The organism is Chryseobacterium nakagawai, assembly GCF_900637665.1.
Taxonomy (GTDB): Bacteria; Bacteroidota; Bacteroidia; order Flavobacteriales; family Weeksellaceae; genus Chryseobacterium; species Chryseobacterium nakagawai.
This window is the reverse complement of the sequence record NZ_LR134386.1, coordinates 2174369-2198975: the sequence shown is the minus strand read 5'-3', so window position 1 is coordinate 2198975 and position 24607 is coordinate 2174369. Positions and strand designations below refer to the sequence as shown.

Here is a 24607-nt window from a genome sequence, read left to right as displayed (position 1 = left end):
ATCACTATTGAGATTCGGCTTTTATTTTATTGAGCATATTTTGTTGGCAGATCTGGGTAACCATCTTTTAATGGGATCGTTTTCCCGGCTTTAGAGAGTTCAGCTTTTGGAAAAGCGTCTTTAGACAATTTAAAAGTGATAACTATAGGTTCACTAACCTTTATCTGATTCAGAGCTTTAAAAGCATCTAAAATTTCCTGGCTATCGAAAGAAAAGCTGCTTCCATATTTCTGTGTATTGCCCCAATCAATTAAAAATCTATCCGGGAGGTTTCTTAGTTTTGCATCTTCAAAAGTTACCCCCTCAGTGCTCATTGATTTATCATCAAAAGTACTGGCTGAAATTCCAGAAATTTTCTCAGAATTTTCAGTTTCAATTTTTGCTACCCATGAATATCTTTGAATAAGAAGATCCGAATAATCTGAAACTCCCTTCAGAGAAGGAAATTCATTATATTCATCTCCTGAATACTTTCTATAGACTAACATTTTTAATGTTCCCGGGAATTCTTTTGCTTGAAAATTCCCTATTAATACTGATCCTACATTATGACTTCCCGACAGCTCAATCTTCAAGGATATCTTTCCTTTCGATTGAATTTCCAGCCTTAAATAAGCTCCCAGCGATTTATTTTTTAAAGAACTTTGCATTTTTTCCAAAGGAAGTCTTGTATTCAGCTGATAGAACTTTTTCTCTTCCATAGAAAAGTATTTAATGGATAAAGAATCAGGCAGTAAATCATCCTGCCTCCAAAAATAAGCGGAATCAGATCCTTTTTTTGAAACAATTAATTTGGGAGAATCGAATTCTAATCTATTTTCAGACTGATTAAAAGTATTGATAAAAACAGCATCAAGAATCTTCAACATTCCTGATTTCTCATCTGATGAATTCGGTTCTAGACTTATGATCTTTGCTGACCAGCTTAATTTATCAAATTCCTTTTTTTTCACCAATGTAATTCCATACAGAATAACCAGCAATATAAAAATGCCTGCCAAACAAAAATTCAAGTAATCGATGACCGTTTTCTTCATATTTTTAGTGGTTAAAGGATCTTCCTAAAGCAGCTAAAAAACTCAATACTATAAAGCCTAAAATTGAAATAATTACTATAAAAATAGTAAAATATTTAAATGATTTTTTATATCTGGATTCTCCAATAAACATAGTAAGAAAAATAGAAACTACCGGTATTAAAAAACAAACAAAAGCAAAACTTAAACCTTCCCCTATCTTAACCTCAAGATCTACATAATCCAAGTATTTAATAAGTAATACCTGGATACAAAACAATAGAAAAACGGTAAGAAATGGGTTATTTTTCATCTTCTTTTTTTTATTTTCCTAATACGAATACAGCAGGAACTTTATGAAGCTCAGGCTTTTGTTTCTGCCAGTCTTTTATTGTTTTCGTCTTGATAAATTCATGCTCAGGATCATTGATATTAGCAGCGATGCAAAGTTTTGTATTGGGTGACAAAAACTTCGTCAGGTCTTCAATAAGCTGATTGTTTCTGTAAGGAGTTTCCATAAAAATTTGTGAATATCCCGTTTTCTGAACTACACTTTCCAGCTGTTGAATCTGCTTCTTCTTTTCACTTTTATCAATCGGAAGATATCCATTAAATGTAAATTCCTGCCCGTTGAATCCACTGGATATTAACGCCAGAATAATAGATGATGGTCCTGAAATAGGGATTACCCTGATATTTTTTTCATGGCACCATTTTACCATCAGATTTCCCGGATCTGCAATACAAGGCAATCCTGCTTCCGAAAGCAATCCAAAGTCCTGCCCTTTCAACATAAGTTGTTGAGCTTCTTTAATATCAGCATTTTCCGTATACTTATCCAACAAAAATAGTTTCAGATCTGATTGTTTCTTTTCAGGAGCAAAGAATTTAACGACCTTTCTGGCGGTTTTCTCATTTTCCACAAAGAAGTAATCCGTTTGCATGATATATTCCTTAATAACTGGCGCAAAATGAGTGATAGAAGTGTTTTCTGATAAGTAAGCAGGGAGTAAAAAAAGCATTGTTTTATTTTTTAGTTCTTTCGTTTAATGATGGTTGTGGGAAGTATTTTGCAAGGTCCATGGAGAAGGTTACAGAAGTTATTTTCCAGATTCCGTTAATCTTCATCAGCATCCAGATCTCTTTTCCCCAGTTTTCCATTTTTCCGTCATACCAAAAACTGTAATCGAAATTGGCAGAAGCTACTGCTCCATCTTCAACGATTTTAATATTGTCAAATTTTTCTTCAGACTTGTCGTCTTTAAAGCCTTTGATGAAAGCTTTATAATCATCAGCAAAATAATATTCTGCTTTAGGATTTTTCTCCAGACGTTTCGCCTGTGTCCTATCTTTATAGATTCCAGTCCAAAGTACAGGTTCCTGAAATAACGACAGGTATTGAGCTTCATTTCTTGTTTTAATACTTTCCATAAAGTCATTCATTACTTTAAGTATTTCTTTTTCATCTTTGGTTTGAGCGAAAGAGAAATTAAAGCCAAGTACAAGTAATAATAATAGTTTTTTCATGATTATGTTATTAGGATTTGCTTTCTGATGGCATCACATCCCTTCTCCAAAAGTTGGAAAACATTTTCAAAATCTTTCATATCTCCCCAATACGGATCCGGAACCTCAGCATTTTCGCGATCTCCCAACACCTCCAGAAACAATGATATTTTCTGGCGTTCTTCTTCATTTTTAGCTTTGGAAACAACATCTTCAAACACGTCTATATCCATACAGTAGATCTTATCAAAAGTTTCATAATCTGCCCTTGTGATAGGTCTGGATCTTTGTCTGGAAATATCAACACTATGATTAGCTGCTGTTTTAATGGCTCTTTTATCCGGATGCTCTCCTTCATGCATGGAAATGGTTCCGGCAGAATCTACCATAAAGCTTTCTGGTACTTTTGTTTTCATAATCCCTTCTGCCAAAGGGCTTCTGCATATATTTCCGAGACAAACCATCAGGATTTTCATAGTCTGATTTTTAATACATTAAACTGCAATTCATATTGATTGCTATAACAAAACTAAATAAAAAATGAAGAATATAACTATTCTTCATTTTTTTATATTTTAGATTAAGATCATCTTACTGCTTAATTCTTTCGGTAAGATCCTTAACGTATTTCTTGATTTCTTTATCAATTTTCGATACATCTTTGATAGTATCACAAGCATACATTACTGTAGAGTGGTCCTTTCCTCCCATTTCTTCACCAATTTTAGTGAATGTGGAATTGGTAAATTCTTTTGAGAAATACATAGCCAGCTGTCTTGGTAATGCAATCTCTCTTTTTCTTGTTTTGGACAGTAGCTGCTCTTTTTTGATTCCAAAATAGTCGCACACCACTTCCTGAATATAAGGAATATTGATGACCTTCTTTTGGTTGGCTGCAATTCTGTTGATTGTTTCCTTTAATAATTCAAGACTTAAGTCTCTCTTATATACTGTAGAGTATGCAATTACCGAGTTGATGACACCGATTAATTCTCTAACATTTGTTTTAGTTTCAACCGCAAGGAAATCAAGCATATCTCCAGGAAGTACAATTCCATCTCTGCTTAGTTTGTCTTCAATGATTTGTCTTCTCGTAGATAAATCCGGAGATTTGATTTCTGCAGAAAGTCCCCATTTGAAACGGGAAACAATTCTGTCCTGGATATCCATGATATCTGCAGGTGCTTTATCAGAAGTCAGGATAATCTGCTTTCCATTTTGATGCAAATGATCGAAAATATGGAAGAAACTATCTTGAGTAGCTGATTTTCCCGATAAGAACTGAATATCATCAATAATCAGGACATCTACCATTTGATAGAAATTAGCAAATTCTGTTTGCTTATGTGCTTTTGCAGCTGAAATAAACTGCTGAATGAATTTCTCTGAAGACAAATAAAGAACTACTTTGTCCGGAAACTGATTCTTTACTTCAAGCCCCACGGCCTGTCCTAAGTGTGTTTTTCCAACTCCATACCCTCCATATAAGAATAATGGGTTGAATGCTGTCGCTCCCGGTCTTTTTGCAATAGATCTTGCTACGGTAGCTGCAAATTTGTTACTTTCTCCTTCTACATAGCTATCAAAAGAATAGTCTGGTTTCAGGTTAGAATCAATATTTACTTTTCTAATTCCAGGGACCACAAAAGGGTTTACAATATTAGCTGAGAATCCTTGTGGCATTGTTTCCTGTGTTTTTGGAGTAGGAACACTTTGTCCCTTCATATTCATGGTAACCGGCTTTTCCTCGCCTTTTGGTCTGTTTTCCATTACGGAATACCATAATTTAACTCCTTTTCCTACATTTTTCTTCAGGGCAGCAGAAAGTAAGGACAAGTAATTATCCTCGATATATTCCTTGTAAAAATCGCTCGGTACGATAAGCGTAAGGTTATTAGACACTAATGAAAGTGGCTGCACCTTATCGAATAACATATCGAAAGATTTTTCAAGTTTTTTCAGGTCAGAATTATCTTCAGCTGCGTTCAAGTTATCGCGCATAAACTGAAGGCACTTCTGCCATATCATCATTAAATTGTCATCCATTTTTATGCCCTGATTATTCTTTTGTTTGTACTGTTTTTAGAAGGGAGACAAAGGTCCAATATTTTCTTTTTAAAAAAAAATATTGCAGGTATTGATTATTTAAAAATATATTTGTATGTATAATTTAAGACCTAAAATGATACATACAACACACTCAATAAGAGTACGTTACGCAGAAACAGACCCTATGAAATATGTATACTATGGCAACTACGCCGAGTACTTTGAAGTAGGCCGTGTTGAACTCTTCAGAAGTATAGGAATTTCATACGATGAAATTGAAAACCAAGGAATTTGGCTGCCTGTTTCGGACTACAAAATTAAGTATATTCGCCCAGCTTTGTATGACCAAAAATTAGAAATCCATACTTATGTAAAAAAAATTCCCGGAGTAAGAATTGAATTTGAGTATGAAATTTACAATGAAGAGCATATTAAAATTACCGAAGCCTCCACTACTCTTTTCTTTTTAGATGCTAAAACAAATAAAGTCATTAAATGCCCGGATTTCCTGATGAAGATGATTGAAGCAAATTGGGAGAAGCCAGGAGAAGATGGATTATAAGAGTTCGAGATAAGGAATATGAGACAATAACTCTATCGCCAACGACTTTAAACCTTATTCCATCCTTTAACTTTCGAGTATAATTTGCACCTTTGCACTTTTATTAACCTAAACCTTATATCAATATTATGAAGATTGCATTTTTGGGGCCTCATGCCAGCTTTACCCAGCTTGCCGCTGCACAGCTCTTTCCTGATGATGAGCTTTTACCACAGGCGAGCATTCTGGACTGTTTTGGAGCAGTAGAGAACGGGGATACACTCAAAGCTGTTGTTCCTTTGGAAAACTCTATTGAAGGCACTGTATCCATGACGCTGGATTATTTATATAAGACACCGTCTATTAAAATTGAAGCAGAAGCAGTAATGCCCATTGCCCACCACTTAATGATTCATCCTGAAAATTCTGTTGAGGAAATAGAAAGGATTTATTCACACCCACAGGCACTGGCTCAGAGCTTTCATTTTTTAGATACTCATTATAAAGAAATTCCCAAACAGGATTTTTCTTCTACAGCCGCTGCCGCTAAGTTCGTTTCAGAGAATAAGGACACTAAAATTGCTGCAGTAGCCAATCAGTTTGCTGCTAACTTATATGGTTTGAAGATTATCAATCGTAATATTCAGGATTTTGAACAGAATCATACCCGGTTTATCATCATTTCCAAACAGCAAAACAAATACGATAATAGCCAGCTGGAAACATTAGGAGAGAAATCAGGAATGCTTGTTACCCTCCCTGAAGATCATCCAGGAGGGTTACATCAAGTGCTTTCAGTTTTCGCATGGAGAAAAATGAACCTCAGCAAAATTGAATCCAGAACATTAAAGACCGGATTAGGTAATTATTTCTTTTTTATCAATGTGGAAGGCCCATGGAAGGATATCCTTCACGGGAATGCCCTAAAGGAGCTTGAATCTATTAACGCAGAAGTAGATTTCCTTGGAAATTATAAAGAATTTCTTTTAGAAAGCTAAAAATAGTTACACATATCAACCCAAAACCAGCACTATTATCAAAATAATAGTGCTTTTTTATTGAATTTATTCAGTAAAAAATAAAATATTTCATCATAAAGACCCTAAGAGTAACAGCATATAACTCTAAAAAAATAACCCACACAATAGGGATATTTCTTTTTTTTAACCCTCTCAAATACATCAGTTTAGCAAAATAAAATAAAAATAACTCGTAATTAAAATATGTAATAATATATTCCAAAATACAAACATACGTTTAAATATATTACATCATATTAATGTTAAATGTGAAAATTTCACAATTTAGAGTATAATTTTATTGTATATTTGTTAGCAACTAAATAAAAATCTTGATCATGAAAACTAAACTTTACAGCCTAATGTTGGCATGTGCAGCATTGCCATTATTTTCACAAGTAGGAATTAATACTAATGCACCAACAGCAACATTGGATGTCAATGGGACAATGAGAGTTCGAGTTACCCCTCCTGCAGCTACAGTGACCGGATATCAGATTTTAGCCCAGGACGCCGCCACTACTGAGGTATTTGCAATGGACCCACAGCTTTTAATAGGCGCCTCTAATACAAACACCTCTGTTTATGTTGCCAAAAAAACCTCTGGTATCAGTCTTTTAAGCCTTGGACTCTTCCCTTCCGGTTTTAGAGCAGTTAATTTTCTTGCAGCAGAAAGAACTCTTGGATCAGCAGCATTGTTCAATGATACCGATAATACTTATACAATTCCTTCTACAGGTGTTTATGCAGTAGGATTCAGTTTCCGTTATGGAACAGGGCTACAAGCTTCTATCTTAGCAAATAGCCCGGGAATTGGTATCGTAAGAACCAGAGCTGGAGTTGCCGCAACGATTGATAGCCGTGCTTTTAGTGGAGCCAACCTGGTATTGTTAAGTTTAACAATTTCTGAAAGTTCACTTAATTCGGCATATTCATTCCAGGCAGGTGACAAAGTTTCATTCGGACTTGTAGGATCTACCGCTCTTGACGTAGGATTATTAGGTTCCAGTATCGCTTCATTCTACATTTATAAAATATCCAATTAACAGAGACATATTGTTAGTTATCTATATCGTTAGCCCATCGCAATATAAGCGATGGGTTAATTTTTAATACCATTTAAATTTCTTTATATTTGATAAAAACTAAATAATGAATGAATATCTTGCGGTGATCCTGATTGTAGTTATTGCCATTATTTTCAACAACCTGAATACCAAAATCAGGAAACTTGAAAAAGAGGTATCAGATCTTAATTCTAAAATCAATAAAAAAACACTACAACCTGAACTCCCGCAGGAAGCAATTCATGCTGAAGAAATCTTCACTCCAGCACCTACACAAGTTTATGAGCCCCAAAGGGAAATTATCACTCCTAATGAAAATACCGAACCCACTACAACGATTCAAAAAGACTGGCTCAATCCTGTTTTTGAGTTTTTAAAACAAAATATTCTTACCGTTATTGGTATTTTCACTTTAGTTCTTGGAATAGGTTACTTTGTGAAATATGCCATCGATAAAAACTGGATCGGAGAAACCGCGAGAGCAGGAATTGGACTTTGTACCGGAGCTGCCATTATACTTACAGGACATTTCCTCAGAAAGAATTATAAAACATTTGCCTCTATCATTACCGGAGGGGGAATTGCCGTTTTATATTTTACGACTACCATTGCTTTCAGAGAATATCATCTTTTCACTCAAAATACAGCTTTTGTGATTACTTCAATCATCACTGCTGTTTCTATTGTTCTATCCTATTATTACAAAAGTGAGGTTTTAATTATCTTTTCATTAATTGGAGGGTTTACAGCGCCTCTTATGATTAGCACAGGAGAAAGTAATTATTTATTCCTGTTTACTTACCTGACTTTATTAAATATCGGCATGCTGATTGCCGCCTTTCTACAACATTGGAAAAGTGTTGGATGGACAGCCTATATATTCACCAGTATTTATCTTTTTTACTGGACCGTAGATCTGCCTGAACTTTTAAGCATTACTTTTTATCTTATCAGTTATATCATTTTCTACATTTTTGCTCTTCAGGATTACTTCAGAAAAAACGAACTTTCCGTTCCGGATATTTTAATGCTCGCTCTTATTAATTGTTCAAGTATTATAGGAGTAGCCTATATCTTCAATCAATTACAGTATGAACCTGTCATTATTTTCCCTCTTATTTTTGCATTGGTAAATGCTATCCTTCTTTTCAGAGAATATGGAAAAAGAAATTTTGAAACTCCTTTTTCTGTTTTTACAGGAATAACAGTCAGCCTGATTACAATAGCTGTTGCTTTACAGTTTAAAGCTCATCTTATAACCAGCGTTTGGGCTATACAAGCTACCCTGCTTCTTTTTATATGGAAAAAAACAGGGTATAAAATTTTCAAAACCTGTTTTCATGTTCTTTTTCCATTGGTCATTTTCGCACAGATTATTACCTGGTGTGAGTATTATAATACCAAAAACCTCAGCATCATATTCAATCCTGTATTTTTAACCAGCCTGGTAACAATTCTTTCCATCGGGATCAACTTATATTTATTAAAAGATACCCGTGAAAAAGCAGAAGCAGAAACCAAAACTTTTTTTGAAGATCTAACTACAGCAGCAAGCTATGGAGTTATTTATACAGCCCTTCTTCTTGAAATCATTTATCATATTAATACCATGCCCTGGGCTGCAATTACCAGTGTAGGATTATTATACAGCATCTGTTATATTTTTATATTGTTACTTTTCAGAAAAAAACTAAGCCTTGCTCATGATCTACAAACAGGGCTGATCTATCTGTTTTTTTTCCTTATTATAATTAACATTTCTGTTTCCACCTCATCAGTAGTTACAGATATTTTATCAAAGCAGCTTCCAAACAGTTTTTATCTCTTGCATTTACTTCAATGGATCCCTTTTATATATATAACTTTAAAAATCATTCCTGATACAAAATTCCATCAGTCAAAAATATCATATTGGATCATTTCTCTGGCGTTCGTTGTCTCAATCAGCTGTGAGCTACATCATTTATATGTATTAGCCAATTCTCACCATGTGACAGACTCCTATCCTGTGAAAAATCATTTCAATATTCTTTATCTTCCTATCATCTGGGCCCTCCTAGCCAGTATATTTATTTATATAGGATTAAGAAAAAACATTCAGGAATACAACAAGATTGGGTTTACTCTGATTGGTTTAATGGTGTTAAAACTTTATGGTTACGATGTCTGGCAAATGGATAACATTTCAAGGATCAGTGCGTTTATTGCCCTTGGAATTATTTTGTTGTTAAGTTCATTCACTTTTCAGCGCGTTAAGAATATTATCAAAAATATGGTTGATACGAAAGAAAAAAACGAAGAGAACAAGGATTTATAATGAGACTAAAAGTTTTTATTTCTAAATAAAATTTAAAACATTTCAATATTTAATTCACATTTTATAAAAAATAACTATATTTATCACGTTTTTAACAGTTACATATTCTGATTATGAAAAAATTACTCTATTCTTTTTTAATACTTTCATCTGCAACTTTATTTGCACAAAAAAAGCTTGCCGTTGCTGATAATATCATTGGAACTGAAGACCTGTTCAAATCGAATGCCGCTCAGATGCAGGTTCTGAAAGTTTATAACAGTGCAGCAAGCCTTCCTGCCAATTTAAAAAAATACAGTTCTGTTTTTACAAACGGAGTTACTGTATATAAATTCAAGAGCAGTAATGGACTTGACAGAATGACATTGGCACAGCTGAATAAGCAAAATGACATCCCCGCCAACAATTCTGTTTTCATTGACGACCAGGAATTTACAGATTCATCTACTAAAATATTCACGTCAATTATGGAAAAGACAGAAAAAAAGGATTACAACGGAAAGCCAACTTACTTTATCTATACAACAAAGTAATTTTTAACAATACAAAAAAAAGGATAGCGTTTTTCATGCTATCCTTGTTTTATTTAATATTTTTTCCCCCACTTCTTTTTCAGTTCTTCATAGATCTTTTTTTCTGTGGAATTATTTCCAGGTTCATACAGTTTTACCTCTCTAATTTCCTGAGGAAGGAAATCTTGCTCTACAAAGTTTCCTTCATAGGAATGGGCGTACTTATATTCTTTTCCATAATCCAGATCCTTCATCAACTTGGTCGGAGCATTTCTTAAATGAAGAGGTACAGGTAAATTTCCCGTTTGCTTTACTAAAGCCATCGCTTCATTAATAGCCATATACGCAGAGTTACTCTTAGGAGAGACAGCAAGATACACAGCCGTTTCGCTTAGAATAATTCTTGCCTCAGGATTTCCGATCATGTTGATAGCCTGAAAACAGTTATTGGCAATCACCAGCGCATTAGGATTGGCCAGCCCAATATCTTCTGCTGCCAGAATCAGCATTCTTCTTGCAATAAACTTAATATCTTCTCCTCCAACAAGCATTCTTGCCAACCAATATACCGCTCCGTTTGGATCACCTCCACGCATTGATTTAATGAAAGCAGAAATAATATCATAATGCTGTTCCCCATTCTTATCATACAATGCCATGGTTTCCTGCAGGACTTCCAGCACATCTGAGTTAATAACCTCCTTCGTATCTGTATTTTTATACTGGTTCAAAACCAATTCTACGGAATTAATCAGTTTTCTGGCATCTCCTCCTGAATATTGAATAAGGGCTTCTTTTTCAAGAATTTTAAAATCTGTTCCTTCGTCTTTATTATATCTCTCGGAAGCAATATCAATAAGTTCCTCAAGCTTTTCATAACTTAAAGCTTTCAGAACATAAACCTGGCTTCTGGATAACAAAGCAGAAACAACTTCAAAACTTGGATTTTCTGTAGTAGCTCCTATCAAAACGATCCAGCCTTTTTCTACAGCATGCAACAACGAATCCTGCTGAGATTTATTGAAACGATGAATCTCATCAATAAATAAAATGGGAGATTTTCCGGAAAATAAATTCTGTTTTTTAGCATCTTCAATTACATCGCGAACATCTTTCACTCCTGAAGAAACAGCAGAAAGCTTATAAAACTTCCTTCCTGAGCTTTCGGAAATAATTTCCGCCAGCGTCGTTTTTCCTGTCCCCGGAGGGCCCCAAAAGATCAGAGAATTCAGGCTATTGTTTTCGATCATCTTTCTGATCGTGCCTTTTTCCCCGGTAAGATGTTCCTGCCCCAAAACTTCATCCAGGGTTTTAGGTCTTAATTTCTCGGCTAATGGAATATTTTGATTCAAAGTACTTTTATTTTTTTTAAGATCAATATTTCAGATTTATATGCTCTGAAACTTCTAACAAAATTAAACTAATTTTCATTTTTTTACCCTATTTTTGCATTGTTTTGAAACTTACATTCAATAAAATCATTACATTTCCTATGGTAATTTTGATAAAATTTTACCAATGGTTCATCTCGCCCTTACTTCCTAAAAATTGCCGTTACGAACCCACTTGCTCTCATTATATGATAGAGTCTTTACGGGTTCATGGTCTATTTAAAGGTTTCTGGCTGGGATTTAAAAGAATTTTAAGATGTCATCCGTGGGGAGGAAGTGGTTACGATCCTGTTCCGCCAAAACATAAGCATCCATAAAAAATAACAAACTATTAAATCAATAGAAAAATGAGTACTACTTTTTTCAGAATTTACCTTGTCATATTTGCTTTGGTTACCCAGTGCCTTTTTGCACAGGAGTACCCTGGAGGTTTATCTGATGGGGCTTTGGATATCAATGGCAACAATACTCCAGTAAAGATCTATTCTACAACAGAGTTAGGAGACCTTGCAGCATTTCCGGACAGGGAGATTAAAGACAATGTTCTTGTTATCCTCAACGAATCCAATTTTGAGCCTGCTTACTATACCTACGGTGCTTCAACACTGGCAAGATTCAAAGACTCTCAATATCAATTTTTTGATAAGAACTTTAAACTCATCAATACGCCTCCTACCAAAGACAACATCACAACATTCAAATATGCTGTAAAGTCTGCAAAGCCTATTGCTGAGGCGGATAAAGTAGAACTTAAAACATCCTTTAAAATATGGGACCCTTCAAAGGGTATTAATATTGGGATATTTACATTACACTTCTACAGCTTAATGTTTGTTTTCGCATTTGGTTTCGGATATATTTTAATGACAAGAATCTTTAAGATTGACAATGTTAACCAAAAATACCTTGAACCTCTTTTCACATGGACATTGATAGGAACGATCCTGGGAGCAAGATTAGGGCACGTTATTTTTTATCAGCCAGAACTGTTTAAAGAAGATTTCTGGAGTGTATTTTTACCCATCAGTACCAAAAACGGCATCAAATTCACCGGGTTCTCCGGATTGGCAAGCCACGGGGCAACCATAGCTTTAATCCTTACCACTCTTTATTACTCATATAAAATTATCAAAAAAAATCCTTTCTGGGTATATGACAGATTAGGAATCGTGGTAGCTTTAGGAGGTGCATTTGTAAGAATGGGGAACTTCTTCAATTCTGAAATTGTGGGAAAACCAGCAGATCCAAACTCTCCGTTTGCTTTACTATTTCCACAACAAAGCAGCGAATACGGCCTTACAGTTCCCCGTTATCCAAGCCAATTATTTGAAGCAGTAGGATATGTTGCCCTGTTCATTTTATTATGGATTCTTTATAGAAAAACAAATAAAAAGTACCAGCAAGGTTGGCTATTCGGACTATTCTTTATCATTCTTTGGGCGATCAGATTCTTTGTAGAATTCCTGAAAGAACCGCAAGGTGATGAATTTATCCAGATTGGTGGTTTAAATACGGGACAGGTTCTGTCTATCCCTTTTATGATTGCTGGGGTAATTATCATGATTGTTTCCAAAAAATTTAAAATTACGGAAGCAGAAAACGAGAAACCTGAATAAAATAAATAGAACATTTAATCAATCTTGATTTAAAATAAAAAAGGCAAATCTATAATTTACAGATTTGCCTTTTTTACGTTTAAGCTTTAATTTATGTTCATAAACTTCGCTCTACTTTATTATTCAGTTCAGTAAAAACATTTCCCAGTTCATCAATAACATCCGTAGGAAGCATGGACTCTTTTGAATGTTTTTCAGCAGCAAAATCAGCGGCTTTTCCATGTAGCCATACTCCAAAAATACAGGTATTTTTTTCTGAATATCCTTGTGCTAAAAGTGAGGTCAGAATCCCGGTCAGAATATCACCACTTCCTCCTTTGGCCAATCCGGCATTTCCAGTCAGGTTATAGTAAACATCTCCTACCGGTGTAATGATTTGTGTATGATGATCCTTCAATACAATATAAATTCCAAGTTCCTTAGCTTTCACTCTTGCCAGTTCCAATCTTTTAAATGAATTTTCCGTTTTCCCAAACAACCTTTCAAATTCTTTGGGATGAGGGGTGATAATTGATTTCTCAGGAATTAACTGATGGTTTTTCTGGTCTTCAGAAATAATATTTAAGGCATCGGCATCCAAAACCAATGGAGACTGATAATCTTTCAGGAACTTCAAAAGCCCCGTTTGAGTATCCTTATGGTTTCCTAAGCCGGGACCTATCCCTATGGTATTCTCCTTATCTATATTAAAATCGCTAATGAACTGTTGCCCTCCTTCTATAAACATGGCTTCCGGGCAGGAGGTTTGCAACACCTCATATCCGCACTGGGGAGCTAATGCAAAAGTAAGTCCGGCCCCCGTTTTCAAAACAGATTTTGTGGCCAGTACTGCTGCTCCCATCTTACCATAGCTTCCCCCTATAATAATTGCTTTACCATAATTTCCTTTGTGGGCAAATTCATTTCTAGGGTTGAAAAGTGATACCGCAAAAGAGTCATCAGTCACCCAATAATCAGTCTCGGTATTTTCATGATATTCTTCGCTCAATCCAATATTTAGAATAATTACTTTTCCGGTATACCTTCCTGTTTCCGGATGAAGAAAACTTCGTTTCCAACATTGAAAACTTAGGGTATAATTGGCTTTTAAAACCACAGAATCACGATCAAAAAAAGCATCAGTAGAAAGTCCGGATGGAACATCAATTGAAATTTTAATAGTATCTTTTCTATTGATCCAATCTACCAATTCTTTGTACCCATCAGCTAATGGTCTTGATAATCCTGTTCCGAAAAGCGCATCAATAATAATTGTGTTATCATCAAGAGGATAATGCTCCACCTCATCAAACTTTCGAACAGAAATCTCCGAAATTTCCCTTAATCTTTCAAGGTTTACGGAAGCATCTTCTGAGAATTTTCCTTTAGGATCATTAACAAATACATCTACATCAAATCCTTTCAGATAAAGCATTCTTGCCACTGCCAACCCATCACCGCCATTATTACCATTACCGCAAAACAAAACGGCCTTTCTATGAACCTTACAATGTTCAGATATCCAATTCGCTACAACTGTTGAAGCTCTTTCCATCAATTGAATAGAAGATATGGGTTCATGAGAAATCGTAAATTGGTCCCAGCTTCGAATTTGTTCAGCAGTGAATATTTTCATAACTACATCTGACTTTTAAATAAATTATAAAAGATATTTTATTATGATAAAGCCCATATAACAAAAATACATGGACATCATTAATGAGATAAAATATAAGGATAAAGTTACAATTTCTATTAAAACAGATAATATGAATTTAGAATAAAAGTCCTCTTTTTTGGAATAAAAAACTATAAAAAGTAGTGTTTTTTACGTTTTTTAATTATATTTTTGTGTGTATACTAATTAAAAAAATATAAATTATGGGATTTGTTAAGGAATTTAAAGAGTTTGCCTTTAAAGGAAATGTTCTCGATCTTGCTGTCGGTGTAATCATTGGTGCAGCATTTGGTAAAATTGTTTCGTCTTTGGTTGAAGATGTTATCACCCCTTTGATCTTAAACCCGGCTCTTAAAGCAGCGGGAGCAGAAAATATAGCTAAACTGACCTGGAATGGTGTGGCTTACGGAAACTTTCTGTCTGCAGTGATCAGCTTTCTGTGTATTGCTATGGTTCTTTTCTTTATCATTAAAGGAGCTAATAAAGTTAACAAAAAAGAAGCTCCGGCTCCAGCAGGACCTACAGACGATCAAAAGCTATTGGCTGAAATCAGAGATTTACTGAAAAGTAAAAACAATATATAATCTGTTCATTAACGGTTTACAATATAAAAGCACCTTCATGCAGAAGGTGCTTTTGCTTTTATCTTATGGATCTGATTATTGGATCTGTAAAATGCTAGAAATCTGATCTGCCAGAGAAAGGCCGATTCTATCCTGAGCTTCAAGCGTAGAAGCACCTGTATGTGGCGTCAGGGATATTTTAGAATGGTTTAAAATTTCTTTAGAAGGTGTTGGCTCATTGATGAAAACATCCAGTCCTGCAAATCTTACTTTACCGGAATCTAAAGCTTCAATTAAAGCAGATTCATCAATCACTCCTCCTCTGGAACAGTTAACGATAGCCACTCCATCTTTCATGATTTCAAACTCACTCTTACCAATCATATATCCGTCTTTCTGAGCCGGAACGTGAAGGGTAATAAAATCTGAATGCTTCAAAACTTCCTGTAATGGTTCCGTTTCTATATCTACATTGATGAACTGATTGTTGTAGAACTTTACTTTGATACTTGCTTTTCCTACATTATTATCTGCGGCAACCACTCTCATCCCAAGTCCAAGAGCTATTCTTGCGACTTCCTGGCCTATTCTTCCCATCCCAATGATTCCGATGGTTTTTCCTCTTAGCTCAATTCCTGCTGCATATGCTTTTTTAAGGCCAGCAAATTCTGTATCTCCTACCAAAGGCATTTTTCTGTTGGAATCCTGAAGAAATCTAGCTCCGGAAAACAAATGGGCAAAAACAAGTTCAGCCACTGATTCCGAAGAAGCCGCCGGCGTATTGATAACATGTATTCCTTTTTCTCTTGCATAATCTACATCAATATTATCCATTCCTACACCCCCTCTTCCAATGATTTCGAGCGATGGGCAACCGTCAATAATATCTTTTCTCACCTGTGTAGCACTTCTTACCAATAAAGTACGAACTTGGTGCTCGTTAATATAATCTACTAAAAATTCCTGTGGAACTTTTGTAGTAATCACCTCGAATCCTTTTTCTGTTAATGCATCAATTCCAGATTGGTCCAGGCCGTCATTAGCTAAAACTTTCATAAATACAACTATGTTTTAAAAGTAGAAAGATTTAAAAATTAAAGGATGTGCTCCAATCAATTTTTAAATCTTTCGTTATATTAATTTATTCTTCGTCTTCTTTGAAAACTTCTATGGTTACTTGCTTTTCTACCAGATCAGTAAATCTTCCCTTATATCTCGTAGCTCGTACCAAATGATTATCAATCCAGTGATAATTACCTCCTCTTGGCTTTCCACAAAGTACACTGTGGTACTTGAACCCATGTTTATCCAGCCAATCGATTGTGACTTGCTTCAGGTTTTCGGTTCTTGAGGTAAAGAAACAGATCTGATGCCCTTCATCATACCATTTATTAACGGTTTTCAAAGCGTCAGGGTATGGTTCACAAGTAACCATTCTTTCCGGTTCTTCATTAGGAACATCATCTGTAATAGTTCCGTCTATATCGATTAAGTAATTTTTAACTCCATCCTTGAGAATAGGACTGATATGCTCTACGTATTCTAATTCCATCACGAAAATTTGTGTAACAAAGTTAAGGCTTTTATACCTACCAGATGTATTAATCTTAGTTTATATTAAAAATTTACTATAAAAATCGTTATTTAATAAATAATATAAACATTTTATTCATCTTTTAATACCTTATGATTAAAATTTTTCTTTTTAAAATCTAGTTTAGCTATCGAAATAGAGAATATTTGGAGAGATAATGAATCTTACCATAAATTTTAAATTGCTTTTTTATTCTCTTTCCTCTCCATTCAAAAGATATAATGTTTTCCTAAAAATTTCCAAAATACATTAATTACACTTACATTTGTAGAAATGGAAGAATTAGTAGTTTTAGTAAATCCTGATGATGTGGTTTTGGGCTTGATGGAAAAACAGCAAGCTCACGTTAATGGCCTGTTACACCGTGCTTTTTCTGTATTCCTGTTCAATTCGAAAGGCGAAATGCTTCTTCAGAAAAGAGCATCAGGAAAGTACCATTCTCCCAATCAATGGACCAATGCTGTCTGTTCTCACCCCAGAATTGGGGAAACTTATCTGGCCGGAGCCCAAAGAAGATTAAAAGAAGAATTGGGAATTGAGGCTGAACTTTCGGAAAAATTCAATTTTATTTACAAAGCAGATGTAGGAGGTGACCTTTGGGAACATGAACTTGATTATGTTTTTGTAGGAAAATATGAATCTGACTTTAATCTGAATAAAGAGGAAGTGGAAGAAGTAAGATTTATTTCCCCCGAAGATTTGGATCAAGAAATTTCTGAAAATCCTGAACACTTTACAGAATGGTTCAAAATCATTCTCGAAGAATATAAACACCATTTTTAACGATGAAAAAAATTCTTTTCTTAACCGCCATCCTATCTGGAAGTTTATTTTTTGCCCAAAAAGCAACAACTTATGATAGTGCCAACTATTCTATCAACGTTCCTGAAGGCTGGAGATCAACCAATGACAGTGATATCATCAATATTTTCCCTACGAGTGAAATAGGAGCGATTACTATTTCTGAGTACCACGACCTAAACCTTCCCAAGGCTGAAACGAAAAAGTTCATCCTGGCGCTTTACAAATCTGAAGATGCAGAAAAAAAGGTAAAGGAAAACAGAGGTAAAAAAGGATATACAGAGTATTTCTACGAATATTTTGATGAAAAAGAAAAACTTTTCTGGATTACAAGAGCTTTTCAAAAAGATAAGGATTTGTATCTGGTAACCATTAACTGTGGCCAGAAATTCTGGAACGGAAACTATATGACCCTATTTAATGAGACTTTTAACAGTTTTAAAATAAAGAAATAAAAATTAAATATGAAGAAAACAGCTTTGTACGACAAACATGTTTCATTAGGAGCTAAGATCGTACCTTTCGCAGGTTTTGAAATGCCTGTACAATATTCAGGAGTAACAGAAGAGCATTTTGCAGTAAGAGAAAAAGCAGGATTATTTGATGTTTCCCACATGGGACAGTTTTTCATCGAAGGTCCGGGATCTAAAGATCTTTTGCAATTTGTGACCACTAACAATGTAGATACTCTTGAAAACGGAAAAGCTCAGTACTCATGTCTTCCCAACGAAAACGGAGGAATCGTAGACGACCTTATCGTTTACAAAATGGAGGATGACAAATACTTTGTAGTTGTAAACGCTTCCAATATTGACAAAGACTGGAACCATATTTCAAAATACAATACTTTCGGAGCAAAAATGACCAACGCTTCTGATGACATGTCATTATTAGCAGTTCAAGGTCCTAAAGCGACTGAAATTCTTCAAAAGCTTACTGATGTAAACCTTTCTGAAATCCCTTACTATAATTTTACTGTAGGAAGTGTTGCGGGAGTAAATGATATTATTATTTCTAATACAGGATACACAGGAAGCGGAGGTTTTGAGATCTATTTCAAAAATGAAAACGCAGAAAAGCTTTGGGATGAAGTAATGAAGGCTGGTGAATCTGAAGGAATTGTTCCTTGCGGTTTGGCTGCCAGAGATACTTTAAGACTTGAAAAAGGATTCTGTCTTTACGGAAATGATATCGACGATACGACTTCTCCAATTGAAGCAGGTCTTGGATGGATCACTAAATTTGATAAAGAATTCGTTTCTAAAGATACTTTTGCAAAACAAAAAGAGGAAGGTGTTACCAGAAAATTAGTAGCTTTTGAATTAACGGATAAGGGAGTTCCAAGACACGACTACCCTGTTGTAGATGCAGAAGGAAATGTAATTGGAAAAGTAACTTCCGGAACTCAGTCTCCAATGAAGAAAATAGGGTTAGGTCTTGCTTATGTAGACAAGCCTCATTTTAAATTAGGTTCTGAGATCTTTATCCAGGTGAGAAACAAAAACATTCCTGCAAAAGTGGTGAAAGCTCCTTTTGTATAAGGTTTTTTTAACAATATAAAAAGAGGCTGGAAGTAATTCCGGCCTCTTTTATTTTTAATAGCAGATACAGCAGACCTTTCTGTCCGGACTACAGGCATCTCCTACTCCGGGTGTATTAGAAAGTACACCTCCAGCGGGTCCGCATAAGGTAAAACAATTAACCAGAGGAGGTCTTACTCCACCGATAATTTCTTTTAACGCTGATCTGTTAAGATTTCTCGTTTGTAAAAAGTTTTTTGTCATGATTTTATTTTTTAGTCATTATAAAGTTAACTATTTAATAATTAAATCATTAAAAACAAATCACAAATAATAGATAAATTTATTTTTTCGGAAAGTGCTGAAAGCAATAATCATTTCCGATACGGGTATAATGTTTACATCTGGTCCCTGCCTTTGTTATCCCCAGACATTGGTTTCCTTTATTGATTCCACTGGTCTTTTTAGGGTGAGAAACCATGCCATACACAGATGATGCAGTACCCGGATTACATATTTTACAGGGTTGAAGTCCTATTTCCAATGCTTTGTTTAAAGGAAGGCTGGAAGAAACATTTTTTACCATTCTGCATGATGAGCTATGAAACTTTGAGCCTGAAGGAGTCCTATAGACGATCTGCCCTTGTAAGTTGATAGCAAAACAAAGCAATATGGAAATCAGGAATTTCATTCACTCACTCCAAAAAATGTTCTTAAAGCCTCTACATTATTTTTATCGTTTCCTACAAAAATGTCCTTATCCGTCATAAAGACAGGGCGTTTTAAGAAAGTATAGTGATCCAGTAACAATTCTTTAAAATCTTTTTCACCCAAAGACTTTACGTCTAAGTCTCTTAACTTGATCTGAGTAGATTTTTTGCTAAACAAAGCTTCATAAGACTTCGTCAGTTTATGCATTTCTGTTAATTCTTCTTTGGTAATAGGTTGTTTTTTAATCTCACGTAGTTCCCAGTCTGTAAGATCAAATTGTGCTAAAATTTTTCTACAGGTATCGCACGTATTCAGATAAAATACTTTCTTCATTGTTATTCTTGTCTGTTATTTGTTAAAATTCTACTTCATTATTATTTCGTCTTTCAAAAGTAGGATTTAATCTAAAACTTTCGAAATTATTAAATAACTTTATTCAAATTTTATAAAGATGCAGAACAAACCTATTACTTTTCAATTTATTTCGGAGCCATCAGATGTGAATTACGGTGGAAATGTACACGGCGGAAGCGTTATGAAATGGATTGATCAGGCAGGCTATGCGTGTGCTACTACCTGGAGTGGTAATTATTCGGTGACAGTATATGTTGGAGGAATCCGGTTTTATGAACCTATTAAAATTGGTGAAGTGGTAAAAGTAGATGCTCAGGTTATCTATACGGGAAGTTCAAGTATGCATATTTCTATCAATGTTTTTTCCCGAAACCTGAAACAGCCTACTTTTGATAAAAAAACTCACTGCATCATTGTTTTTGTTGCTGTAGATGAAAATGGTAAAAAGCTTCCAGTTCCCAAATGGATTCCTGAAACGGAAGAAGACAAACAAAAAGAACAATACGCCAAGCGTCTGATGGAACTAAGAACACAGATTGAGGATGAGATGAAGCCGTTTTTATAAGAGCTGAAAGATTTAAGCATATGAAGTGCGGATTTTAACCGTGATGATTATTGATTGAAAAAATACACCAAAATTAAAATAGAAGTCCCAAATATACTTTTCATATTATTTTATTGTACAATAAATTAGGATTATCTAATTTAGTATCAACCTATTCCAGCCATAATATGAAAAATATTCTTACCATTGTAGTCATCCTATTGACAGGTTTTACCCAGGCACAAACCCACAGGTTTATTTATGAACTTCAATATAAGATGGATTCTACGGAAATAGGTTATGAAAAGCTGAATATGATTCTGGATATTACACCGAAAGAAGTAAAATTCTATGGGAAGGGTCTCGCCACTACGGATTCTCTGAATAAAAAATTCGGAATGAATTCCAGCTATACTGATATGACAGGTCAAGTAGTAAAAAGAAAGATCAATTCTTTTGATAATGAAAATTATATCAACATTAAAAATGGGTATTATTCATTTAAAACGACAGATAAAATCAATTGGTCGATTGCTGATGAAACTAAAAAGATAGAAAATTACACCTTACAAAAAGCAACCACAAAGTTTGGAGGAAGAAACTGGACCGCGTGGTTTTGTAAAGAGATTCCATTTAATGAGGGCCCCTTTAAACTGCGTGGATTACCTGGTTTGATCTTTGAATTATCTGATGCTAAGAAAAATTTCATTTATACTCTTGTCAAAATCAGAAAACTTACGGAAAACTACTCTACCGAGGATTTTCTGGAATCCAATTTCGGAAACAAAGCCATCCCTATCAATGAAAAGCAAAAATATAAGCTGAGTATGGAATTTTATAATGATCCTTTCGCCTTTGAAAGAAATAATTTCAGCAAATCTAATAATGATCTGAAAATTAACATCAACGGAAAAGAAATTCATAATGTAGAAGAGCTGAATACTCAGACTAAAAGCATGCAGGAAATTATCAGGAAATACAATAATCCGATTGAGATCGATAAGGCGATACATTATCCTATTTACTAAATATAAATATTACCAATTCTTATAGATTTCGATTGAGTCTTCTGATGAAAGAAAGTGATGTGATGTTTTTTAAGTTTTGGCTAAAGCCAAATGGAGTTGTTATTTATCGTAGGGCAGGCTAAAGCCCACCTCTATTGATGTTGATATCCGAATAATAATTATAGCTAATAGTTTTAACGGCAAGATCTTTTATCTTTTATCTTTTATCTTTTATCTTTTAATCATAATTTATATCTTTGTAACATCAAAAGGAAATGGTGTTCTTCCTTACCCAACCGCTTTACAAAAGCTGATGACGCCTGATTGAGAGATTATTAACAAATAGCTAATCAGGATTATTATGTCAAAAAATCAACGAACACTTGGTAAAAAAGCAGTTTTTCATATTCAATTTTTCTTCAGAAAATTTCCGACAATCCCTTATATTTTTAAATGGCTGGCCATCAGCCTTATTATTGGATCGTTGGTAGGAAGTGCTTCGGCTGGTTTTTTACAATCATTAGAATGGGCTACCCACTTCCGGGAAAACCATGTATGGCTGATTGCTTTACTTCCTGTTGCTGGTTTTTTAATTGGCCTTTTATATTATTACTGGGGAAAAGAGGTAGAAGCAGGAAATAATCTTCTGATCGATACTATTCATGATCCGAAAGATATTATTCCGTTCAAAATGGCTCCTTTTGTTTATTTGGGAACTATTGCTACTCACTTTTTTGGAGGTTCAGCAGGTCGTGAAGGAACGGCCCTTCAGATGGCCGGGGCTATTGCAGATCAGCTTACCCGACCATTTAAGCTCGATAAAAACGAAAGAAGAATATTAATTATTTCCGCCATCGCTGCCGGCTTTGGTTCTGTTTTCGGAACTCCTTTGGCTGGAGCTGTTTTCGGGCTTGAAGTTTTTCTGGTTGGAAGAATACGATACAATGCCCTATTTCCAGCATTTGCATCAGCCATACTTGCAGATTGGGCTACTAACCTTTGGAATGTAAAACATACTCATTATCATATTGATTTTATCCCTAAACTGGAGTTTCTACCAATTATATACAGCATTTTAGCCGGAATTGCTTTTGGAATTTGTGCTGCTGCTTTCAGTAAAATTATTCATTGGGTAAGTTTTGTTTTTAAATCAAAAATTAAATATCCACCTCTTCGTCCTGTTATTGGAGGAATGATTATCGCTCTGGCTGTTTTACTCATGGGGACAACACGGTATATCGGTCTTGGAGTTCCAGTAATTCTCGAGTCTTTTGAAAAGCAGCTTCCGTTGTATGATTTTGCCTTAAAGATGGCTTTTACCATCATTACCCTTTCTGCAGGATTCAAAGGAGGTGAAGTTACTCCATTGTTCTTTATCGGAGCTACATTAGGGAGTGCATTATCTCTGTTTATTCCTTTGCCATTTGGTTTACTAGCAGGAATGGGATTTGTTGCCGTATTTGCTGGAGCTACCAATACGCCATTAGCCTGTATGCTTATGGGAATTGAATTATTTGGAGCTGAATGTAGTGTGTATATTGCCATTGCATGTGTGGTTTCTTACCTTCTTTCAGGACACAACAGTATTTACACCAAACAAAAGATTGGTGAAGCTAAAAACAGGAGATATGAGAACCAGCAGGATAGGTCTATTTCGGATTTTCTTTAGCCACTAAACAGGCATCATGAACCATAAAACCTCTTCAACACCGTTACTAGAAATACAACTATATTCCGTACTTTTGTGTTATGTTCGATTATAGGTTAAAAGTTTTCCATACGGTAGCTTCAAGGTTGAGTTTTACTAAGGCTTCTGAGGAGCTTCATATTTCACAGCCAGCAGTTACAAAACACATCAAAGAAATTGAAGTTCAGCTGAGCACCAAATTATTTGACAGAAAAGGAACTTCTATACAGTTAACACAAAGCGGCAAAATCCTGTTTGAATATGCTGAAAAAATCAGAAACATCTACCGTGATCTGGAATTTGAGATCAGCCAGATCAATCAACAGCATAAAGGAAAACTGATTATTGGAGCCAGTACCTCTGTTGCCCAATACATCCTACCTGAAATCCTTGCTAAATTCAATGCTTATTATAAAGACATTAAAATAGAACTTCTGACCGGAAATACAGAAGCCATTTCTGCTCTTTTAAAAGAAGAAAAAATCGATCTTGGCATCATTGAAGGAGAATCACAATCTTCATACTTTGACTATAAGACCTTTAAACCTGATGAAATTGTTCTCGCTGCCAAGTCAGATCATCCTTTAGCCCATAAAACACTAAATGTTAAAGACCTTTATCAGCTTAATCTTATTTTCCGTGAGCAAGGTTCCGGAACTCTTGAATTTATCCAGAACCGGTTAAAGGAAAAGGAAATTAACATCAATGAACTGAATACCGTTATCCAATTGGGAAGCAGCGAAAGTATCAAAAACTACCTTCTTCATTCGGACTGCATGGCTTTTCTTTCCATCAGCACCATTCTGAATGAGTTGAAGAATAATATTCTTACTGTTATTGACATAAAAAATTTCAGCATTGAAAGAGATTTTCATTTTATTCTGCCTAAAGGAGAACAGTCTGAGTTGATCGAGTTATTTTTAAGGTTTGCAGAGTAATTGCCAGCTGTATACAGCAAGATCTACCTATGACAAAAAAGCTGTTATTTCTGGCATGTTGATGTTAGCTACCCTATTTTTTTAGGTTTTGGCTAAAGCCAATGGATGGGTTTATTTTTTCAGATGGGCTAAAGCTCATCCCTATTGATGTTGATTTCCAAATGGATAGTTGTCTTTTATACTTTATAACTTATAGT

At 34.9% G+C, this 24607-nt stretch carries 28 protein-coding genes and 1 riboswitch; of the genes, 15 read left to right on the top strand and 13 right to left on the bottom strand.

Translation table 11 applies throughout. The features are described from left to right. Window positions 1-26 precede the first annotated feature (26 nt). From EL260_RS10030 to dnaA, 6 genes are all read right to left on the bottom strand, one after another. Window positions 27-1037 carry a hypothetical protein gene (locus EL260_RS10030; protein ID WP_123860137.1) on the bottom strand — a complete coding sequence of 337 codons (1011 nt, stop codon included), beginning with the start codon at window positions 1035-1037 and terminating at the stop codon, window positions 27-29. Between the two features lie 4 nt (window positions 1038-1041). Further along, window positions 1042-1329, bottom strand: a complete 288-nt coding sequence (locus tag EL260_RS10025; protein ID WP_123860136.1) for a hypothetical protein — start codon at window positions 1327-1329, stop codon at window positions 1042-1044. Window positions 1330-1339: 10 nt separating this feature from the next. Next, the gene (locus tag EL260_RS10020) at window positions 1340-2038 is read right to left on the bottom strand and encodes an SAM-dependent methyltransferase (RefSeq protein ID WP_123860135.1); all 699 of its coding nucleotides are present in this window, start codon (window positions 2036-2038) and stop codon (window positions 1340-1342) included. Window positions 2039-2042: 4 nt separating this feature from the next. Continuing rightward, the gene (locus EL260_RS10015; protein ID WP_123860134.1) at window positions 2043-2543 is read right to left on the bottom strand and encodes a nuclear transport factor 2 family protein; all 501 of its coding nucleotides are present in this window, start codon (window positions 2541-2543) and stop codon (window positions 2043-2045) included. Window positions 2544-2545: 2 nt separating this feature from the next. Next, the gene (locus EL260_RS10010; RefSeq protein ID WP_123860133.1) at window positions 2546-2998 is read right to left on the bottom strand and encodes a low molecular weight protein-tyrosine-phosphatase; all 453 of its coding nucleotides are present in this window, start codon (window positions 2996-2998) and stop codon (window positions 2546-2548) included. A gap of 115 nt (window positions 2999-3113) precedes the next feature. Then, window positions 3114-4568 carry a chromosomal replication initiator protein DnaA gene (gene dnaA, locus EL260_RS10005; RefSeq protein ID WP_045495212.1) on the bottom strand — a complete coding sequence of 485 codons (1455 nt, stop codon included), beginning with the start codon at window positions 4566-4568 and terminating at the stop codon, window positions 3114-3116. Window positions 4569-4704: 136 nt separating this feature from the next. On the opposite strand from dnaA, the gene EL260_RS10000 reads away from it, so the two are divergent. The 5 genes from EL260_RS10000 (at window position 4705) to EL260_RS09980 (ending at window position 10048) form a co-directional block, all read left to right on the top strand. Continuing rightward, window positions 4705-5133, top strand: coding sequence for an acyl-CoA thioesterase (locus tag EL260_RS10000; RefSeq protein WP_123860691.1), 429 nt, complete (start codon window positions 4705-4707; stop codon window positions 5131-5133). Window positions 5134-5261: 128 nt separating this feature from the next. Further along, window positions 5262-6110: a prephenate dehydratase gene (pheA, locus tag EL260_RS09995; RefSeq protein WP_123860132.1), complete on the top strand. Its 849-nt coding sequence runs from the start codon at window positions 5262-5264 to the stop codon at window positions 6108-6110. A 359-nt stretch (window positions 6111-6469) separates the two neighbouring features. Next, window positions 6470-7177 carry a hypothetical protein gene (locus tag EL260_RS09990; protein WP_123860131.1) on the top strand — a complete coding sequence of 236 codons (708 nt, stop codon included), beginning with the start codon at window positions 6470-6472 and terminating at the stop codon, window positions 7175-7177. 106 nt (window positions 7178-7283) lie between these two features. After that, on the top strand, window positions 7284-9515 hold the full coding sequence (locus EL260_RS09985) for a DUF2339 domain-containing protein (RefSeq protein WP_123860130.1): 2232 nt from the start codon (window positions 7284-7286) through the stop codon (window positions 9513-9515). A 113-nt stretch (window positions 9516-9628) separates the two neighbouring features. Next, a complete protein-coding gene (locus EL260_RS09980; RefSeq protein WP_123860129.1) occupies window positions 9629-10048 on the top strand; it encodes a hypothetical protein in 420 nt (139 codons plus the stop codon). A 53-nt stretch (window positions 10049-10101) separates the two neighbouring features. On the opposite strand, the gene EL260_RS09975 is transcribed toward EL260_RS09980, so the two are convergent. After that, entirely contained in the window at window positions 10102-11379 is a 1278-nt protein-coding gene (locus EL260_RS09975) for a replication-associated recombination protein A (RefSeq protein WP_123860128.1), read from the bottom strand. A 140-nt stretch (window positions 11380-11519) separates the two neighbouring features. Between EL260_RS09975 and yidD the strand changes: the two genes are divergently transcribed. Together yidD and lgt are read left to right on the top strand one after the other, a co-directional pair. After that, entirely contained in the window at window positions 11520-11735 is a 216-nt protein-coding gene (yidD, locus tag EL260_RS09970; RefSeq protein ID WP_228412940.1) for a membrane protein insertion efficiency factor YidD, read from the top strand. A 450-nt stretch (window positions 11736-12185) separates the two neighbouring features. Beyond that, complete coding sequence (lgt, locus tag EL260_RS09965; RefSeq protein WP_123860689.1) at window positions 12186-13034, top strand: prolipoprotein diacylglyceryl transferase; 849 nt, start codon at window positions 12186-12188, stop codon at window positions 13032-13034. Window positions 13035-13131: 97 nt separating this feature from the next. On the opposite strand, the gene EL260_RS09960 is transcribed toward lgt, so the two are convergent. After that, window positions 13132-14649, bottom strand: coding sequence for an NAD(P)H-hydrate dehydratase (locus EL260_RS09960; RefSeq protein ID WP_123860127.1), 1518 nt, complete (start codon window positions 14647-14649; stop codon window positions 13132-13134). Window positions 14650-14894: 245 nt separating this feature from the next. Here EL260_RS09960 and mscL point away from each other — a divergent pair, with 245 nt between their 5' ends. Further along, a complete protein-coding gene (mscL, locus tag EL260_RS09955; RefSeq protein WP_068942591.1) occupies window positions 14895-15275 on the top strand; it encodes a large conductance mechanosensitive channel protein MscL in 381 nt (126 codons plus the stop codon). Window positions 15276-15350: 75 nt separating this feature from the next. Here mscL and EL260_RS09950 read toward each other — a convergent pair whose 3' ends face one another. Beyond that, complete coding sequence (locus EL260_RS09950) at window positions 15351-16310, bottom strand: D-2-hydroxyacid dehydrogenase (protein ID WP_123860126.1); 960 nt, start codon at window positions 16308-16310, stop codon at window positions 15351-15353. Between the two features lie 85 nt (window positions 16311-16395). Continuing rightward, on the bottom strand, window positions 16396-16806 hold the full coding sequence (locus tag EL260_RS09945) for an LNS2 domain-containing protein (protein WP_123860125.1): 411 nt from the start codon (window positions 16804-16806) through the stop codon (window positions 16396-16398). A gap of 315 nt (window positions 16807-17121) precedes the next feature. On the opposite strand from EL260_RS09945, the gene idi reads away from it, so the two are divergent. Genes idi through gcvT form a run of 3 tightly spaced genes read left to right on the top strand, consistent with a single transcriptional unit; the run spans window position 17122 to window position 19190 of the window. Then, window positions 17122-17631 (top strand): isopentenyl-diphosphate Delta-isomerase, encoded by a 510-nt coding sequence (gene idi, locus EL260_RS09940; protein WP_123860124.1) that lies wholly within the window; start codon window positions 17122-17124, stop codon window positions 17629-17631. Between the two features lie 2 nt (window positions 17632-17633). Beyond that, window positions 17634-18104 carry a hypothetical protein gene (locus EL260_RS09935; protein WP_123860123.1) on the top strand — a complete coding sequence of 157 codons (471 nt, stop codon included), beginning with the start codon at window positions 17634-17636 and terminating at the stop codon, window positions 18102-18104. Window positions 18105-18113: 9 nt separating this feature from the next. After that, on the top strand, window positions 18114-19190 hold the full coding sequence (gene gcvT, locus EL260_RS09930; RefSeq protein WP_123860122.1) for a glycine cleavage system aminomethyltransferase GcvT: 1077 nt from the start codon (window positions 18114-18116) through the stop codon (window positions 19188-19190). A gap of 54 nt (window positions 19191-19244) precedes the next feature. Here the strand turns inward: gcvT and EL260_RS09925 are convergent, their stop codons facing one another. The 3 genes from EL260_RS09925 to EL260_RS09915 form a co-directional block, all read right to left on the bottom strand. Beyond that, window positions 19245-19433 carry a hypothetical protein gene (locus tag EL260_RS09925; RefSeq protein ID WP_123860121.1) on the bottom strand — a complete coding sequence of 63 codons (189 nt, stop codon included), beginning with the start codon at window positions 19431-19433 and terminating at the stop codon, window positions 19245-19247. 79 nt (window positions 19434-19512) lie between these two features. Continuing rightward, window positions 19513-19860, bottom strand: coding sequence for a hypothetical protein (locus EL260_RS09920; protein WP_123860120.1), 348 nt, complete (start codon window positions 19858-19860; stop codon window positions 19513-19515). Further along, a complete protein-coding gene (locus EL260_RS09915; protein ID WP_123860119.1) occupies window positions 19857-20213 on the bottom strand; it encodes an arsenate reductase family protein in 357 nt (118 codons plus the stop codon). Before EL260_RS09915 ends, EL260_RS09920 begins: the two co-directional genes overlap by 4 nt. A gap of 118 nt (window positions 20214-20331) precedes the next feature. Between EL260_RS09915 and EL260_RS09910 the strand changes: the two genes are divergently transcribed. The 4 genes from EL260_RS09910 (at window position 20332) to EL260_RS09895 (ending at window position 24410) form a co-directional block, all read left to right on the top strand. Further along, window positions 20332-20799 carry an acyl-CoA thioesterase gene (locus tag EL260_RS09910; RefSeq protein ID WP_115971082.1) on the top strand — a complete coding sequence of 156 codons (468 nt, stop codon included), beginning with the start codon at window positions 20332-20334 and terminating at the stop codon, window positions 20797-20799. Between the two features lie 167 nt (window positions 20800-20966). Further along, window positions 20967-21806 carry a GLPGLI family protein gene (locus tag EL260_RS09905; protein WP_123860118.1) on the top strand — a complete coding sequence of 280 codons (840 nt, stop codon included), beginning with the start codon at window positions 20967-20969 and terminating at the stop codon, window positions 21804-21806. Window positions 21807-22047: 241 nt separating this feature from the next. Then, window positions 22048-22115, top strand: a riboswitch (Fluoride riboswitch). Between the two features lie 31 nt (window positions 22116-22146). Further along, complete coding sequence (locus EL260_RS09900) at window positions 22147-23454, top strand: voltage-gated chloride channel family protein (protein WP_185145904.1); 1308 nt, start codon at window positions 22147-22149, stop codon at window positions 23452-23454. Window positions 23455-23534: 80 nt separating this feature from the next. Beyond that, window positions 23535-24410: a LysR family transcriptional regulator gene (locus EL260_RS09895; RefSeq protein WP_123860117.1), complete on the top strand. Its 876-nt coding sequence runs from the start codon at window positions 23535-23537 to the stop codon at window positions 24408-24410. Window positions 24411-24607 lie beyond the last annotated feature (197 nt).

Bases quoted from the DNA above. Each gene is read 5' to 3' on its own strand.
- EL260_RS09980 (WP_123860129.1), top strand. From the start codon at position 9,629: ATGAAAAAATTACTCTATTCTTTTTTAATACTTTCATCTGCAACTTTA.
- EL260_RS10015 (WP_123860134.1), bottom strand. From the start codon at position 2,543: ATGAAAAAACTATTATTATTACTTGTACTTGGCTTTAATTTCTCTTTC.
- EL260_RS09905 (WP_123860118.1), top strand. From the start codon at position 20,967: ATGAAAAATATTCTTACCATTGTAGTCATCCTATTGACAGGTTTTACC.
- EL260_RS09950 (WP_123860126.1), bottom strand. From the start codon at position 16,310: ATGAAAGTTTTAGCTAATGACGGCCTGGACCAATCTGGAATTGATGCA.
- EL260_RS09945 (WP_123860125.1), bottom strand. From the start codon at position 16,806: ATGGAATTAGAATACGTAGAGCATATCAGTCCTATTCTCAAGGATGGA.
- EL260_RS09925 (WP_123860121.1), bottom strand. From the start codon at position 19,433: ATGACAAAAAACTTTTTACAAACGAGAAATCTTAACAGATCAGCGTTA.
- EL260_RS09895 (WP_123860117.1), top strand. From the start codon at position 23,535: ATGTTCGATTATAGGTTAAAAGTTTTCCATACGGTAGCTTCAAGGTTG.
- mscL (WP_068942591.1), top strand. From the start codon at position 14,895: ATGGGATTTGTTAAGGAATTTAAAGAGTTTGCCTTTAAAGGAAATGTT.
- EL260_RS10010 (WP_123860133.1), bottom strand. From the start codon at position 2,998: ATGAAAATCCTGATGGTTTGTCTCGGAAATATATGCAGAAGCCCTTTG.
- EL260_RS09935 (WP_123860123.1), top strand. From the start codon at position 17,634: ATGAAAAAAATTCTTTTCTTAACCGCCATCCTATCTGGAAGTTTATTT.
- EL260_RS09900 (WP_185145904.1), top strand. From the start codon at position 22,147: ATGTCAAAAAATCAACGAACACTTGGTAAAAAAGCAGTTTTTCATATT.
- EL260_RS09960 (WP_123860127.1), bottom strand. From the start codon at position 14,649: ATGAAAATATTCACTGCTGAACAAATTCGAAGCTGGGACCAATTTACG.
- EL260_RS09910 (WP_115971082.1), top strand. From the start codon at position 20,332: ATGCAGAACAAACCTATTACTTTTCAATTTATTTCGGAGCCATCAGAT.
- EL260_RS10020 (WP_123860135.1), bottom strand. From the start codon at position 2,038: ATGCTTTTTTTACTCCCTGCTTACTTATCAGAAAACACTTCTATCACT.
- EL260_RS09990 (WP_123860131.1), top strand. From the start codon at position 6,470: ATGAAAACTAAACTTTACAGCCTAATGTTGGCATGTGCAGCATTGCCA.
- EL260_RS10030 (WP_123860137.1), bottom strand. From the start codon at position 1,037: ATGAAGAAAACGGTCATCGATTACTTGAATTTTTGTTTGGCAGGCATT.
- gcvT (WP_123860122.1), top strand. From the start codon at position 18,114: ATGAAGAAAACAGCTTTGTACGACAAACATGTTTCATTAGGAGCTAAG.
- EL260_RS10025 (WP_123860136.1), bottom strand. From the start codon at position 1,329: ATGAAAAATAACCCATTTCTTACCGTTTTTCTATTGTTTTGTATCCAG.
- EL260_RS09915 (WP_123860119.1), bottom strand. From the start codon at position 20,213: ATGAAGAAAGTATTTTATCTGAATACGTGCGATACCTGTAGAAAAATT.
- pheA (WP_123860132.1), top strand. From the start codon at position 5,262: ATGAAGATTGCATTTTTGGGGCCTCATGCCAGCTTTACCCAGCTTGCC.
- idi (WP_123860124.1), top strand. From the start codon at position 17,122: ATGGAAGAATTAGTAGTTTTAGTAAATCCTGATGATGTGGTTTTGGGC.
- yidD (WP_228412940.1), top strand. From the start codon at position 11,520: ATGGTAATTTTGATAAAATTTTACCAATGGTTCATCTCGCCCTTACTT.
- EL260_RS09920 (WP_123860120.1), bottom strand. From the start codon at position 19,860: ATGAAATTCCTGATTTCCATATTGCTTTGTTTTGCTATCAACTTACAA.
- EL260_RS10000 (WP_123860691.1), top strand. From the start codon at position 4,705: ATGATACATACAACACACTCAATAAGAGTACGTTACGCAGAAACAGAC.
- EL260_RS09985 (WP_123860130.1), top strand. From the start codon at position 7,284: ATGAATGAATATCTTGCGGTGATCCTGATTGTAGTTATTGCCATTATT.
- dnaA (WP_045495212.1), bottom strand. From the start codon at position 4,568: ATGGATGACAATTTAATGATGATATGGCAGAAGTGCCTTCAGTTTATG.